The following is a 14,453-nucleotide window of genomic DNA, read 5'->3' as shown; positions in this document are numbered from 1 at the left end:
GTAATACTTAAAGGTAATATTTCGTCCATTTACTGCAGCAAAGTGCAGTGAGAAATTAATCCCTGAGATAATCAGGAACACCGCACATATCGTATTGATAGTTGAACTGTCGAAGTAACCTAAACTAGCATCGTAAGTTGAGAAACCACCGATGGCGATGGTGGAGAAGGCGTGGCAAATGGCGTCAAACAATGACATCCCGGCTAACCAAAAAGCGACACTGCAACTAATGGTTAAAAATAAATAGATATACCACAATACCTTTGCCGTCTCGGCAATCCTAGGCGTCATCTTTTTATCTTTAACCGGCCCAGGAATTTCAGCCCGATAAAGTTGCATACCTCCCACACCGAGGATCGGTAACACCGCTACTGCGAGAACAATGATGCCCATTCCGCCTAACCATTGCAGCATTTGCCGATAAAACAAGATCCCTTTAGGCAGGTTTTCAATCCCAACGATAACGGTGGCACCAGTGGTAGTTAAACCAGAAAACGATTCAAAAAATGAATCAGTCACCGTCATACTTGGATTTTCGGTCAAGATAAAAGGCAAGGCTCCAACACTACCCAGTACTGTCCAGAACAGCACCACGATAAGAAAACCTTCTTTAGCTTTTAACTCGGTTTTTTGATGGCGTTGCGGAAACCAAAGAATAAATCCAGCGCTAACACAGATAGAAAAAGCTGCCATGAATGCTTTACCAGCACCATCCTTATATATAGCAGCGACAAAAGCCGGAACAATCATAGCGAGACTAAATAACATTACTAGAAGTCCAACGATCCTAATAATCGCTCTGATTTGCATCCGTGTCGTTTCTCTATTCAAATAAAGTTAATGGTGTATATCTTGAAGTAAAGCGCCCCACAAGACAACTTAAGACAATAGCTTGCTCACGTTAATCTGCCCGCTAGATAGATTGATAAGCTGTTGCTTAAAGGCAGAATATTCACTGAGAGGCAGGCTAACCTGCATTTTCGCCAAGTTTGAAAACTGGGTATCTAATTTAGTGGCACCATGTTTGTTGAGTAACATTTCAACTTGCGTAGTATAGCTATAATCATACTCCAGCATGCAACTACCGCTTGCCACTACGGATTCTGTAGTCAGCAGCTTTAGTGCTTGCTGTACCCCACCGCCATAGGCTTTGACTAAACCCCCCGTTCCAAGTTTGATGCCTCCAGAGTAACGCACCACTACCGCTAATACCTGTCCCAATCCACTCCCTTGTAGCTGCGCTAACATAGGTTTTCCTGCAGTACCGCTAGGCTCACCATCATCACTAAAGCCTAAACATTGGCTATCATTAGGGTGACCAGCAATGAAGGCCCAGCAGTGATGCCTAGCTTGTGGATGTGTGTTTTTAATCTCTGCGAGTTGCCTCTGGGCATGCTCGCGGCTTTGCACCGGTACAATCAAACTGATAAAGCGACTTTTTTTTATCACTTCTTCAACACTTACCGCCGATTTAGGGCGTAAGTAATCACTACTGTGTGCTACTTCCAAGTCAGCTCTCTAGTTAAGTTAGTACAGGCTTTACCGGTAATCACTACGTTGTCTTCAATGCGAATACCGCCGAAGCGGCGCATTTCATCAACCCGCGACCAATTAATCAAGCGGGTATGTTCAGATTCGGCCAATTCACTCAACAAACTGGGAATAAAATATAAACCAGGCTCAATAGTGAGCACTTGTTTAGGTTCTAGCATTCGCGTGCAGCGTAAAAATGGGTCACTGCTTGGTGCGGCCAAAATATCCCCATCTTCATTTTGCATAAATCCACCCACATCATGAACCTGTAAGCCAAGGTGATGACCCAAACCATGCGGGAAGAAGGCGCGTGTAATGCCTTTGTCGACAGCCGCCGAGGCGCTGCAATAGACAAACTCAAAATCTACCAGCAACTTTGCCAGCTGGTGATGAGCTTTGAAGTGGAGATCGGTATAACGTTTGCCTGGTTTTAAACTCGCCACCAGCGCTAACTGCAGTTTATCCATTTCGGCAACCAACTCTGCAAATAGGCCCTTTCTATAGGCATAACTGCGAGTAATGTCGGCTGCGTAGCCCCGATATTCCGCACCGGCATCAATCAGCATTGAGTAACGCTGCTTCTCGGGCAGTTTTGTGGCGCTCAACGCCGTGTAGTGCAGGATTGCCGCATTCTCATTGATGGCGATGATGTTGGAATAAGGCAGTGAATTCTCATTTTTACCTAGGCTGGCAAGATAAGCCAAGTTCATCTCAAATTCAGATGCCCCTGCAAAAAAAAGATCTTTTGCCACAATATGCGCTTTTACTGCGCGATGATTGGCTTCTTGAATACACTCTAACTCGTAATCTGTTTTATAGGCGCGATAGTAATGCAAGTAACTCAGTACTGACTCGGGATTACGTTCTCCAATATCGAGGGCCTCAGCTAACTCAGGGTGCTCACCTATATAGGCACAACGTTGCCGTTTTGCTGGAAGGAAAGGCTCAATATCTTGAGGGCTTGTCATTAGTTCAATATCAAAAAAATCTAGCCAAAAACCTGCTGGCTCGCCCGCCTCTTTGTGCCAATAGTCGCTTGCTTGGTGATAAATAAGCTTGGGTTTATCCACTCCATTAACCACCAGCCAACAATGGGGATGTTCGGTTAGCGGTAACCAATGCTTAAAATGCGGGTTCGTTTTGAAGGGGTAATGTTGATCATCAAGGAAGGTACGTAGTGGATAGCCTGAGTGAATAATCAAGGCTTCTAAACTCTCCCTCTCCAATACATCAGTCACCCGATGCTGAAGCTGCTCAATATGCTGAGTAAACAGTTGTTGAATAGTTAGCATAAAACCCTCTCTACGACTATAAATTAGCTATTTAGTTATAGCGTATTTAGTTCCATTTTTGTTGGATCTAGAGCAGCTAATTGAGCATTGATGGTTTTTATTTGCTCTCGTTAGTGATGCCTTTTTGTGGCGTGACCGACAAAAAGTTAAACAAGTGTTTTAAATGAGTGTTATATTTGCTTTAATGTTTGCGTAACAAACTGATTACAAATTATCTCTAACCCCTACACAAAACTGGTGCTATGTACACCAGCAACAAGGAGAGCAGAATGATATATCAAGGCGAGAACCTCAGTGTTCGTTATATTGCCGACGGTATCGCTGAACTAACATTCGATGCCAAGCAAGGAAGTGTTAATAAATTAGACAAAAGCACTTTAGTCTCGTTGGATGAGGCCATTACCGCATTGCAACAGCAAGCAAATTTAACCGGCTTGCTGGTAAGTTCAGCGAAAGACGCCTTCATTGTTGGAGCCGACATCACCGAGTTTCTCGGCTTATTCGCCCTACCAGAAGAACAACTGGCCGCATGGTTGACTAAAGCCAATGATATTTTTAATGCTTTAGAAGACTTAGCTGTTCCGACAATTTCAGCGGTTAACGGTTATGCACTTGGCGGCGGTTGTGAATTCATTCTGTCTACCGACTTACGGGTCGCCGAACCCAATGCTCGCATTGGCCTACCAGAAACTCAATTAGGCATCATGCCTGGCTTTGGCGGCACAGTTCGCTTACCACGAGTGATTGGTGCCGATAACGCTATGGAGTGGATTACCACAGGCAAAAACTACAAAGCTGGCGAGGCTCAAAAGTTTGCCATGCTTGACGCCGTTGTGCCTGCCGAACAGCTACATGCTGCCGCATTAACGATGTTGCAAGACGCCATAGCGGGCAAAATTGACTGGCAGAGCCGTCGCCAAGCTAAGCTGTCACCATTAGCTTTAAACAAGATCGAAGCAACCATGAGTTTTAACTGTGCAAAAGGCATGGTTATGGCGAAAGCAGGGCCACACTACCCGGCACCAATTACCGCGGTAAAAACCATGGAGAAGGCGGCCCACTTAGGCCGCAGCGAAGCATTAGCCCTAGAAGGTAAATACTTCATTGGTTTAGCCAAATCAGAGGTCGCTCAAGCCTTGGTCGGTATATTCTTAAACGACCAACAACTAAAAGGCTTAGCGAAAAAAGCCTCGAAGAACGCTCAGAACATAGCTCAAGCGGCAGTGTTAGGCGCTGGTATTATGGGTGGCGGTATCGCCTATCAAAGTGCCAGTCGTGGTGTACCTGCGGTGATGAAAGACATTAATCAAGCAGCGCTAGACTTAGGCATGAACGAAGCTAGCAAGCTATTAAACAAGCAGCTTGAGCGCGGCCGTATCGATGGTTTGAAAATGGCTAAAATCCTGTCGGCCATTACCCCTAGCCTAAACTATCAAGCTATTGCTAACAGCAGTATTGTGGTAGAAGCGGTGGTTGAAAATCCCAAAATCAAAGCCGCTGTACTGCAAGAAGTTGAGCAGCATGTTGATGACAACACCATTATTGCTTCAAATACCTCGACTATTCCTATTTCTTTACTGGCGAAGAATCTTGCCCGCCCAGAAAAATTCTGTGGCATGCACTTTTTCAATCCTGTACACCGCATGCCTTTAGTTGAAGTGATTCGCGGTGAAAAGACCTCTCAAGAAACCATCGATAGCGTAGTAGCCTACGCCGCCAAAATGGGCAAAACCCCGGTAGTCGTCAATGACTGCCCCGGGTTCTTTGTTAACCGCGTATTGTTCCCTTACTTCTTTGGCTTTACTCGCTTACTGCAAGACGGTGCCGACTTCGTCAACGTTGACAAGATCATGGAGAAACAATTTGGTTGGCCAATGGGTCCAGCTTACTTACTTGATGTAGTGGGTATTGATACCGGCCACCACGCCGGTGCAGTCATGGCTGAAGGTTTTCCAGAAAGAATGGCCAAAAACGGTGAAGATGCTATCGACGTTATGTACCAAGCAGAACGCTTTGGCCAGAAAAATGGTCTAGGTTTCTACGCCTACACCAAAGACCGCCGCGGTAAACCGAAAAAAGATGCCGACCCAGCTAGCTATCAACTGTTAGCTAACATCGCTGGCGAAAAATGTGATTACAGCAGCGAACAAATCATTGCCCGTATGATGATTCCAATGATTAATGAAGTGGTCCGTTGTTTAGAAGAAGGTATTATTCAAAGCCCTGCCGAAGCTGATATGGCGCTGGTTTATGGTTTGGGTTTCCCTCCTTTCCGCGGCGGTGTATTCCGCTACCTAGATACCATGGGTCTTGATAAGTATGTCGCGCTAGCTGATCAATATGCTGAACTCGGTCCACTCTACCAAGTGACCGACGGCCTGCGAGCTAAAGCAGCAGCTGGTGAAACTTTTTATGGTAAGCAAGGCTAATGGAGGAATATAAAATGAAAGAAGTAGTGATTGTAGATTGTATTCGAACTCCTATGGGCCGTTCTAAAAACGGCTGTTTTAGAAATGTTCGAGCTGAAGACTTATCAGCCCAACTGATGAAAGGCTTGCTAGAACGTAACCCTAAACTGGATCCTAATGACATAGAAGACGTCTACTGGGGTTGTGTTCAACAAACCTTAGAGCAAGGCTTCAACGTAGCGCGTAACGCGGCGTTACTTGCTGGTCTACCCCATTCTACTGGCGCGGTAACCGTAAACCGTTTATGTGGTTCATCTATGCAAGCGCTGCATGATGCCTCACGCGCCATCATGGCCGATCAAGGCGATGTATTTATTGTGGGCGGTGTTGAACACATGGGCCACGTCCCCATGAATCACGGCGTCGATTTTCACCCGGGTATGGCGAAGTCAGTCGCAAAAGCTGCTGGCATGATGGGCTTAACTGCCGAACTGTTATCGCAAATACATGGCATTAGCCGAGAAGACATGGATGCATTTGGCGCTCGCTCACATCGTTTAGCACACCAAGCCACCATTGAAGGACGTTTTGCCAACGAAATTTTCCCCATCGAAGGTCACGACGCCAACGGTACCTTAAAGCTCATTGAAACCGACGAAGTGATCCGCCCTGAAACCACCGTAGAAGGCTTGTCACAACTACGCGCTGTATTTGACCCCGCCAACGGTAAAGTTACAGCTGGCACCTCTTCAGCCTTATCGGATGGTGCATCGGCTATGTTAGTGATGTCTGCTGAAAAAGCCGCTGAGTTGGGTTTAACTGTTCGCGCTAAAGTCCGCTCAATGGCCATTGCTGGCTGCGATCCTTCTATTATGGGTTATGGACCGGTTCCAGCAACCCAAAAAGCCTTACAACGTGCGGGCCTGAAAGTAGCAGATATTGACTTGTTTGAGTTAAACGAAGCCTTTGCTGCGCAATCTTTACCTTGTGTAAAAGATTTAGGCTTACTCGACCAAGTAGAAGATAAAGTAAACCTAAATGGTGGCGCTATCGCACTGGGTCACCCCTTAGGTTGCTCAGGAACACGAATTTCGACGACCTTAATCAACCTTATGGAAGCCAAAGGTGCCAAATTAGGTGTAGCGACAATGTGTATTGGTTTAGGCCAAGGCATCGCCACCGTATTTGAACGACCTTAAACGCTAAAATAGCCAAAAATGAGAGCGCTAAGCTCTCATTTTTTTTTGTTAATCACGCTAAGCGTTTGTAGATAGCAGGTTGTTTGTTATTCTTAGCCCCCTGTGACTACTTAACCGCAATAGGGCCCATGGTTTTAGCTAAACAATTATTAGTCGTTGATGACGACTTAGAAATAAGAAGCTTACTTGAACAATACTTGAGCAAGTCTGGTTTTGCCGTTATTAGCGCTAATGATGGTGTAGAGATGACTAAGCTACTGGAAACCAACGAACCAGAACTTATCATCCTTGATATAATGCTACCGGGTGACGATGGCTTTACCTTATGCCAAAAAATTCGTCGTACCTCTAACGTGCCTATTATCATGTTAACGGCTAACTCCGATGAAATGGACCGAATCGTAGGGCTTGAGTTAGGCGCTGATGACTACATTGGTAAACCTTTTAACCCGCGCGAATTGCTCGCTCGTATTAAAGCCTTATTACGTCGCTCTCAAGTGACCGCCAATGCCCAACAAAATACACGCTATATTCGCTTTGGCCAATGGCGTTTAGACAGTCAAACCCAACAGTTAGAGCATGAAGATGGCGACAAGCTGGAGCTATCAAGCAGCGATTACCGATTATTGCAGCTGTTTTTACAACACCCAAATCAAACCTTAGATAGAGATACCATTAGCGATGCTACCCGCGGCAGAGAAAGCCTGCCAATGGAACGTGGTATTGACGTGCAAATCAGCCGTCTACGCCAGCGTTTAAAAGACGACGGCAGCCATACCCGTTTAATCCGCACTATTCGCGGTTCTGGCTACATGATGGTTACTCAAGTCAGCCATGAGGTTTAAAGCTTTTTTCGAGCGCGCAAAGCCCAATTCTTTGTTAGCTCGAATGCTGCTACTGTTATTACTGGCGATTGGCTTAGCGCAAACTGCCAGCAGCTTTATTTGGTTTTATCAACTGCGCCAAGCAGAATCTGAAGGTTTAAGCTCAACCTCACGTAACCTTGCCTTAAGCTTAGCCTCTACCGTGACGTTCTTTGAATCCTTACCCTCAGAGTATCGCCATATTGTATTAAACCAATTACGCAATATGGGCGGTACCCGTTTCTTTGTATCTCTCAACCGAGAATATATTGAGATTGATTCTATTCCGGATAGCCATCGTAAAAACGTGGTAATCCAAACCGTCAGCGAAGTATTACATAGTGAACTCAATCGTAGCACGCAGATCGACGTAGATTTCTCAATGCCAGAGACATTACATGTACTGAAAAATGACATATTACTGCAAGACCTTCCTACTTCGTGGGCTTCTCATACTTTGCAAGTACAGCCTCTTAACCCGCCTATATTAGTGACACAAATTGCCTTAGAAAGTGGCGAATGGATATATTTGGCGGCGCTACTTCCGGCCCCCTACATCACGCTTGAAGATAACTTGTTGCCTAAAGATCGGGTCATGTTTATTGCCCTCATGACGTTCTTCTTGTTGCTCTTCACCTTTATCTTAGTTCGCCGTCAAACTCGCCCCTTAAGGCGCTTAGCTAAAGCAGCATCTAGGCTTACCATTGATTTATTTCAGCCCGCTTTAATCGAAGAAGGTAGCGATGAAATTCGTAAAGCAACCCGCGCCTTTAATACTATGCAAGGTAAATTGAAACGCTATATCGAAGATAGAGAATTGCTGTTTCGCTCTATATCCCACGACTTGAAAACCCCGATTACGCGGCTACGCTTACGCGCCGAGCTATTGGATGATGACAGCGTGATAGATGCTTTTAACCGTGATTTAGACGAACTTGAAATCATGGCTAAGGGCGCTTTACAAACAGTAAAAGACACTGACATCCATGAAAACCTTAGTGATATCAATATCATGACTCACCTTAAACACTGTATCGAACCGTTCATTGGTAACGTTGTGGTATTTGGTGAAACCATCGGGCCTTATCGCGGTAAACCTTTGGCGATTAAACGTTGTATTAGCAATCTCGTAGAAAATGGCATCAAATATGGCCATAGTATAGAAATCTATGTGCTCGATGATGACGTTGAGCTGTGTTTATTGTTTGTTGACCACGGGCCGGGTATCCCCAATGATCGACTCACTGATATATTTAACCCCTACGTGCGACTCAGCAAAGACGACTCTGGTTCGGGCTTGGGTTTAGGTATTGCACGCAATATTGCCCATGCACATGGTGGTGATATCACCTTACAAAACCTTCCCCAAGGAGGTTTAGAAGTAAAACTCCAACTACCTCACATTAAATAAGCCATTTGTAACAACTTAGTTACAAATGGTTACTTTGTTATCAGAGTGTTTCGTCTAGTCTAATAAATAGCCAACCAACGCTGTAAGGTGGCTGAAACAAGGAATGGAATTCACAAAAAAATAACAAAGGCATCAATATGCGTAAAATTGCAACTCTAGCCTCTACCCTGGCACTTACCAGCGCTCTAAATTTAGCCTATGCAGGCGAAGTAGAAGTTCTCCATTGGTGGACTTCTGGTGGTGAAGCCAAATCAGTAGGCGTACTAAAAGAAATGCTTGAGGCTCAAGGCCACTCTTGGAAAGATTTCGCAGTAGCCGGTGGCGGCGGAGAAAGTGCCATGACGGTACTTAAAACGCGTGCTATTTCGGGCAACCCACCAGCCGCAGCGCAAATTAAAGGCCATGATATTCAGGAATGGGCCGATCTTGGTTTTCTAAGTAACCTAAACGATGTAGCTAAAGCAGAAAAATGGGATGACGTTGTTCCTGCGGTAGTGACAAGCGTAATGAAATTTAATGGTGATTATGTCGCCGTACCAGTAAACGTCCACCGTGTTAACTGGCTATGGGCGAACCCAGCGGTATTTGAAAAAGCCGGCGCAAAAATTCCCACTACAATGGATGAATTTTTTGTTGCAGCAGAGAAGCTAAAAGCCGCGGGTATTATTCCACTAGCCCATGGTGGCCAAGCCTGGCAAGACGCCACCGTATTTGAAGCAATAGCCTTAGACATCCTAGGCTCTGAAGACTACAACAAAGCTTTTGTCATGCATGACGACGCCGTACTTAGTGGCGACAAAATGGTTGAAGTATTTACCGTATTTAAGAAAGTGAGTAACTACATCGACAGTGACTCACCAGGCCGTGATTGGAACATTGCCACCAGCATGGTGATTAATGGCCAAGCCGGCATGCAAATTATGGGCGACTGGGCGAAAGGCGAATTTATCGCTGCAGGTAAAGTACCAGGTAAAGATTTTGTCTGTTTACCAGCACCCGGTACCGACGGTCAATTTACTTTTAACATCGACAGTTTCGCCATGTTTGAATTGAGTAACAGCGATAACGTCACTGCCCAAAAGAGTTTGGCTAAAACCATTCTTACTCCTGAGTTCCAAGAAGTATTCAACTTAAACAAAGGTTCTATTCCGGTTCGTACCGATATGGATATGAGCAAATTTGATAGTTGTGCTTTAGATTCTATGGCGACCTTTAAGGCCAGTAATAAATCAGGTGATTTAGTACCAAGTATGGCTCATGGCTTAGCAACAACAGGCTATGTACAGGGTGCCATCTACGATGTAGTCACTAACTTCTTTAACGATCCTAACGGTGACCCTAAAGAGACAGTGGTTAAACTGGCTCGTGTAGTTAAAGCCGCACAATAAGCCCTATAGTTCCGGCCTACCGGTCGGAACTTGCTCCTGCTATTACCTTGTTAGTTTGAACATGGAGTTCGAACGAGGCTGTACTATGTTTAATACTCTGCAAAAATGGTTACCCAAAATCATCTTATCGCCCTCTATATTGCTGGTGACGGTATGTATTTATGGTTATGTAGCTTGGACCGGCTACCTATCACTGACCCACTCACGTTTTTTACCTAATTTTAAGTGGGCTGGTTTACTGCAATACAACAAATTAATGGAGAACGATCGCTGGGTCACCTCCTGCATCAACCTGCTGATTTTTGGTGTGTTGTTTATTCTTATTTCAATTATTTTAGGTACCTTACTGGCTATTTTGCTTGACCAAAATATTCGCCAAGAAGGGGCTATTCGTACCATCTATCTCTACCCAATGGCACTGTCTTTCATTGTTACAGGAACCGCCTGGAAGTGGATACTCAACCCAGGGTTGGGATTAGAGAAGATGATGCATGACTGGGGCTGGACCAGTTTTGAATTTAACTGGCTGGTGAGTAACGACATGTCGGTATATACCTTGGTGATTGCGGCAGTATGGCAATCTTCAGGCTTTGTTATGGCCATGTTTTTAGCTGGCCTAAGAGGGATCGACTCAAGCATTGTTAAGGCCGCCCAAATTGATGGCGCAAGCATGCCAATTATCTACTGGAAGATCATTTTACCTTGCCTACGACCGGTGTTTTTCAGTGCGGTAATTATCACCTCACACATTGCCATTAAGAGCTTCGACTTAGTGACCGCATTAACCTCTGGTGGGCCTGGTTACTCCTCAGATTTACCCGCTTTGTTTATGTATACCCATGCCTTCACTAGAGGACAAATGGGCTTAGGAGCGGCCAGTGCAATGATGATGTTAGCGGGGGTATTGGCGATCCTTGTCCCCTACCTTTACTCAGAATTGCGTAACCGGGAGCAATAATCATGACTAAATTTTCACCGGGTCGTCTATTCATCTACTTTATTTTAGTGCTGTTTTGCGCCATCTATTTAATGCCTTTGTTAGTGATGTTACTCACTTCTTTTAAATCCTTACCCGATATTCGCGGCGGTAATTTGTTGTCATTGCCCGAGGTATGGGTATTTGATGCTTGGTTTAAAGCCTGGGGAACGGCCTGTACCGGAGTCACCTGTGAAGGAGTAAAAGGATATTTTTGGAACTCCTTCAAAATGGCGGTACCGGCAGTATTCATTTCCACCTTAATTGGTGCGCTTAACGGGTATGTTATTGCGCATTGGCGCTTTAAAGGCTCAAACACCTTCTTTGCCTTGATGTTGTTTGGTTGTTTCATCCCTTTTCAAGTGATCTTACTGCCAATGGCTGCCACCTTAGGTAAATTTGGTCTAGCCAATACCACCACCGGCTTAGTATTTGTGCATGTGGTTTACGGCTTGGTATTCACCACGCTGTTCTTTCGAAATTTTTATGTGTCGGTTCCGGCAGAGCTAGTAAAAGCCGCCAAGCTTGATGGTGCAGGCTTCTTTACTATCTTTTTCAAAATCATGCTGCCCATTTCCAAACCTATCATCATGGTTTGCATCATTTGGCAGTTCACCCAAATATGGAACGACTTCTTGTTTGGGGTGGTTTACTCCGGTTCAGACTCCCAACCGATTACGGTCGCGTTAAACAACTTAGTCAACACCAGTACCGGGGTGAAGGAATATAACGTTGATATGGCCGCGGCCATAATTGCGGCCTTACCGACCCTGTTTGTCTACGTAGTGGCTGGAAAGTATTTTGTGCGCGGGTTAACCGCAGGCTCAGTAAAAGGATAATGTAAATGGCGACCTTAGATATAAAAAAGCTCCACAAACGCTACGGTAAGAATGGCCCCAACATCTTAGAAGATATCAATATCTCGATTAATTCGGGTGAATTCTTGATTTTAGTCGGCCCTTCGGGCTGCGGAAAATCAACCTTGATGAATATGATTGCAGGCTTAGAAAGCATTACCGGCGGAGATATTTGCATAGACGGAAACGTGGTGAATGATGTAGCCCCTAAAGACCGCAATATTGCCATGGTATTTCAGTCTTATGCGCTTTACCCCAATATGACGGTACGCGGAAACATTGAATTTGCACTAAAGATTCAAAAAATGGAAAAAGATGATCGCGATAAAGAGATTACTCGCGTAGCGCAATTATTACAGATTGAACATCTGCTAGACCGCAAACCTTCACAGCTTTCAGGGGGGCAACAACAGCGAGTCTCCATGGGCCGCGCGCTCGCTCGCCAACCTAAAATCTATTTATTTGATGAACCCTTAAGTAATCTAGATGCAAAGCTTCGAGTAGAAATGCGTCACGAAATTAAAAAACTGCATCAACGCCTAGGCACCACCATTGTCTATGTGACACATGACCAAATTGAAGCGATGACCCTCGCTGACCGTATTGCGGTGATGAAAGACGGCGAACTGCTGCAACTAGGCACCCCCGCAGAAATCTATAATGACCCAGCAGATATGTTTGTGGCAGGTTTTATGGGCTCACCAGCAATGAACTTTTTGCATTGCAGCGTAGAAAAAAATGAGCATGGCTTAGTCGGCTCATTGGTGTGTGACCAACAGCAACAGCACACCATACCCTTACCAGAGCATTTGAGTAATTACGCCGGGAAATCAATAGTAGTAGGGATTAGACCGGAACAAATCACCCATGTTAATCCTTATAAAAAGGATAAGCCCTTGGTGACAACACTCAGCCTTAAGCTCGGTGTACTTGAACCCACTGGCCCCGATACCATTGCCTTAGTCACCCTCAATGATAAAGAAATAAGCTGTCGTTTAGACCCAGACAAGCCGGCCGTCACCGGACAAAACCTAGAGCTGATGTTTGATATGTCTAACGCTATATTCTTCGATTCAAATAACGAACAACGAATCAGATAAAAAACCAACGAGGCTTAAGCCTCGTTTTTTTGTCCCGATGTTTTATCTCCATGAATTATTGCAATCGTCAACGTTGACAGATGAAAGTTAATCACTTCCTGTTATACAATAAAAAAGTGAACAACTAAGACGAATAGCCAATGAGTAAAGAGATAGATTTTAAGCAAGCAGACCATCAACTTGATGCTTTGGGTTTACGCTGCCCAGAGCCGGTGATGATGGTAAGAAAAACCATTCGTAGCATCAAGATAGGCGAAACCTTATTGGTTGAAGCCGATGACCCTTCGACCACACGCGATATGGTTAGTTTTTGTGAATTTATGGATCACACATTAATGGCCCAAAAAGTTGACCAAAAACCCTACCAATATCTGATAAAGAAAGGCAGTTAAGCCACTTTTTTAAAAAAAGTCTAATTTATCAGCAATTCAAGACGCAACAGCACTAGGGTCTAATCTCTCGCTGAGGTATACTCCGTCAGTTATAAAACCGACTATTTTTCATACGCGCGACACTAATCATGCATAAATACGATATAAAAACTTTTCAGGGCCTAATACTGGCGTTACAGGACTACTGGGCCCGCCAAGGCTGTGTACTTGTTCAGCCTTTAGACATGGAAGTAGGTGCTGGCACCTTTCATCCACAAACCTTTTTGCGCTCTATCGGACCTGAGCCGATGTATAGTGCTTATGTACAACCATGTCGTCGTCCAACCGATGGTCGTTATGGTGAAAACCCAAACCGCTTGCAGCATTACTACCAATTTCAGGTAGTCATGAAGCCATCTCCAGATAACATTCAAGAGCTCTACTTAGGCTCACTAGTTGAATTGGGTATCAACCCAGAAGTGCATGATATTCGCTTCGTAGAAGACAACTGGGAATCCCCTACTTTGGGCGCTTGGGGCTTAGGTTGGGAGATCTGGCTAAATGGCATGGAAATCACTCAGTTTACTTACTTCCAGCAAGTAGGTGGCTTAGAGTGCTCACCCGTTACCGGGGAAATCACTTACGGCTTAGAACGATTAGCCATGTACATTCAGGGCGTCGATAGCATTTACGACCTGGTATGGACCGATGGTCCTATGGGCAAAGTGACCTACGGTGATGTGTTCCATCAAAACGAAGTTGAGCAATCAACCTACAACTTCGAACATGCCGATACCAGCGCACTGTTTGCTCAGTTTGACCAGTGTGAAAAAGACAGCGAAAAATTGATTGAAGCGGGATTACCTTTACCTGCATACGAGCAAGTCATGAAAGCGTCTCATGCTTTTAACTTGTTAGATGCTCGCCACGCAATCTCTGTTACCGAACGTCAACGCTTTATCCTAAGGGTAAGAACCCTATCCAAAGCGGTTGCTGAAGCGTATTACAATGCTCGTAAAGAGCTTGGATTCCCTTTATGCAAAGACAAGAAATAA

General features: G+C 44.9%; 13 protein-coding genes (1 of these 13 only partly in view). 10 read left to right on the top strand and 3 right to left on the bottom strand.

All coding sequences use genetic code 11. From position 1 onward, the window contains the following. The 3 genes from ACVFI8_RS11150 to pepQ all read right to left on the bottom strand — a co-directional run. On the bottom strand, positions 1–810 hold the 5' portion of the coding sequence (locus ACVFI8_RS11150) for a TrkH family potassium uptake protein (RefSeq protein WP_248713644.1). Its footprint begins 648 nt before the window's first position; only the first 810 of its 1,458 coding nucleotides appear in the window; its start codon is at positions 808–810; its stop codon lies off the left edge, out of view. 69 nt (positions 811–879) lie between these two features. Continuing rightward, positions 880–1,509, bottom strand: coding sequence for a YigZ family protein (locus ACVFI8_RS11145; protein ID WP_457871380.1), 630 nt, complete (start codon positions 1,507–1,509; stop codon positions 880–882). Further along, positions 1,500–2,825, bottom strand: a complete 1,326-nt coding sequence (gene pepQ, locus ACVFI8_RS11140) for a Xaa-Pro dipeptidase (RefSeq protein WP_248713642.1) — start codon at positions 2,823–2,825, stop codon at positions 1,500–1,502. The genes ACVFI8_RS11145 and pepQ overlap by 10 nt, the downstream gene beginning before the upstream one ends. A gap of 269 nt (positions 2,826–3,094) precedes the next feature. Here pepQ and fadB point away from each other — a divergent pair, with 269 nt between their 5' ends. The 10 genes from fadB (at position 3,095) to glyQ (ending at position 14,453) form a co-directional block, all read left to right on the top strand. Then, positions 3,095–5,254, top strand: a complete 2,160-nt coding sequence (gene fadB / locus ACVFI8_RS11135) for a fatty acid oxidation complex subunit alpha FadB (RefSeq protein ID WP_457871379.1) — start codon at positions 3,095–3,097, stop codon at positions 5,252–5,254. 14 nt (positions 5,255–5,268) lie between these two features. Continuing rightward, positions 5,269–6,432: an acetyl-CoA C-acyltransferase FadA gene (gene fadA / locus ACVFI8_RS11130; protein WP_457871378.1), complete on the top strand. Its 1,164-nt coding sequence runs from the start codon at positions 5,269–5,271 to the stop codon at positions 6,430–6,432. A gap of 128 nt (positions 6,433–6,560) precedes the next feature. Further along, positions 6,561–7,277 (top strand): response regulator, encoded by a 717-nt coding sequence (locus ACVFI8_RS11125; protein WP_248713639.1) that lies wholly within the window; start codon positions 6,561–6,563, stop codon positions 7,275–7,277. After that, positions 7,267–8,706 carry an ATP-binding protein gene (locus ACVFI8_RS11120; protein ID WP_248713638.1) on the top strand — a complete coding sequence of 480 codons (1,440 nt, stop codon included), beginning with the start codon at positions 7,267–7,269 and terminating at the stop codon, positions 8,704–8,706. Before ACVFI8_RS11125 ends, ACVFI8_RS11120 begins: the two co-directional genes overlap by 11 nt. Before the next feature lie 137 nt (positions 8,707–8,843). Continuing rightward, positions 8,844–10,094, top strand: a complete 1,251-nt coding sequence (locus ACVFI8_RS11115) for an ABC transporter substrate-binding protein (protein ID WP_457871377.1) — start codon at positions 8,844–8,846, stop codon at positions 10,092–10,094. A gap of 85 nt (positions 10,095–10,179) precedes the next feature. After that, positions 10,180–11,052, top strand: coding sequence for a carbohydrate ABC transporter permease (locus ACVFI8_RS11110; RefSeq protein WP_248713636.1), 873 nt, complete (start codon positions 10,180–10,182; stop codon positions 11,050–11,052). A 2-nt stretch (positions 11,053–11,054) separates the two neighbouring features. After that, positions 11,055–11,909, top strand: coding sequence for a carbohydrate ABC transporter permease (locus tag ACVFI8_RS11105; RefSeq protein WP_248713635.1), 855 nt, complete (start codon positions 11,055–11,057; stop codon positions 11,907–11,909). A gap of 5 nt (positions 11,910–11,914) precedes the next feature. Next, a complete protein-coding gene (locus tag ACVFI8_RS11100; protein WP_248713634.1) occupies positions 11,915–13,027 on the top strand; it encodes an ABC transporter ATP-binding protein in 1,113 nt (370 codons plus the stop codon). Positions 13,028–13,167: 140 nt separating this feature from the next. Continuing rightward, positions 13,168–13,419, top strand: coding sequence for a sulfurtransferase TusA (gene tusA / locus ACVFI8_RS11095; RefSeq protein ID WP_248713633.1), 252 nt, complete (start codon positions 13,168–13,170; stop codon positions 13,417–13,419). Positions 13,420–13,547: 128 nt separating this feature from the next. Then, positions 13,548–14,453: a glycine--tRNA ligase subunit alpha gene (gene glyQ / locus ACVFI8_RS11090; RefSeq protein WP_248713632.1), complete on the top strand. Its 906-nt coding sequence runs from the start codon at positions 13,548–13,550 to the stop codon at positions 14,451–14,453.

It is taken from the genome of Agarivorans sp. MS3-6, assembly GCF_054112545.1.
The sequence above is the reverse complement of the archived record's forward strand: the minus strand, read 5'-3'. Positions and strand labels throughout refer to the sequence as shown.

What these genes read in the sequence shown, in the direction of transcription:
- pepQ (WP_248713642.1), bottom strand. Translation starts at nt 2,825, where the DNA reads ATGCTAACTATTCAACAACTGTTTACTCAGCATATTGAGCAGCTTCAG.
- fadB (WP_457871379.1), top strand. Translation starts at nt 3,095, where the DNA reads ATGATATATCAAGGCGAGAACCTCAGTGTTCGTTATATTGCCGACGGT.
- fadA (WP_457871378.1), top strand. Translation starts at nt 5,269, where the DNA reads ATGAAAGAAGTAGTGATTGTAGATTGTATTCGAACTCCTATGGGCCGT.
- ACVFI8_RS11125 (WP_248713639.1), top strand. Translation starts at nt 6,561, where the DNA reads ATGGTTTTAGCTAAACAATTATTAGTCGTTGATGACGACTTAGAAATA.
- ACVFI8_RS11120 (WP_248713638.1), top strand. Translation starts at nt 7,267, where the DNA reads ATGAGGTTTAAAGCTTTTTTCGAGCGCGCAAAGCCCAATTCTTTGTTA.
- ACVFI8_RS11115 (WP_457871377.1), top strand. Translation starts at nt 8,844, where the DNA reads ATGCGTAAAATTGCAACTCTAGCCTCTACCCTGGCACTTACCAGCGCT.
- ACVFI8_RS11110 (WP_248713636.1), top strand. Translation starts at nt 10,180, where the DNA reads ATGTTTAATACTCTGCAAAAATGGTTACCCAAAATCATCTTATCGCCC.
- ACVFI8_RS11105 (WP_248713635.1), top strand. Translation starts at nt 11,055, where the DNA reads ATGACTAAATTTTCACCGGGTCGTCTATTCATCTACTTTATTTTAGTG.
- ACVFI8_RS11100 (WP_248713634.1), top strand. Translation starts at nt 11,915, where the DNA reads ATGGCGACCTTAGATATAAAAAAGCTCCACAAACGCTACGGTAAGAAT.
- tusA (WP_248713633.1), top strand. Translation starts at nt 13,168, where the DNA reads ATGAGTAAAGAGATAGATTTTAAGCAAGCAGACCATCAACTTGATGCT.
- glyQ (WP_248713632.1), top strand. Translation starts at nt 13,548, where the DNA reads ATGCATAAATACGATATAAAAACTTTTCAGGGCCTAATACTGGCGTTA.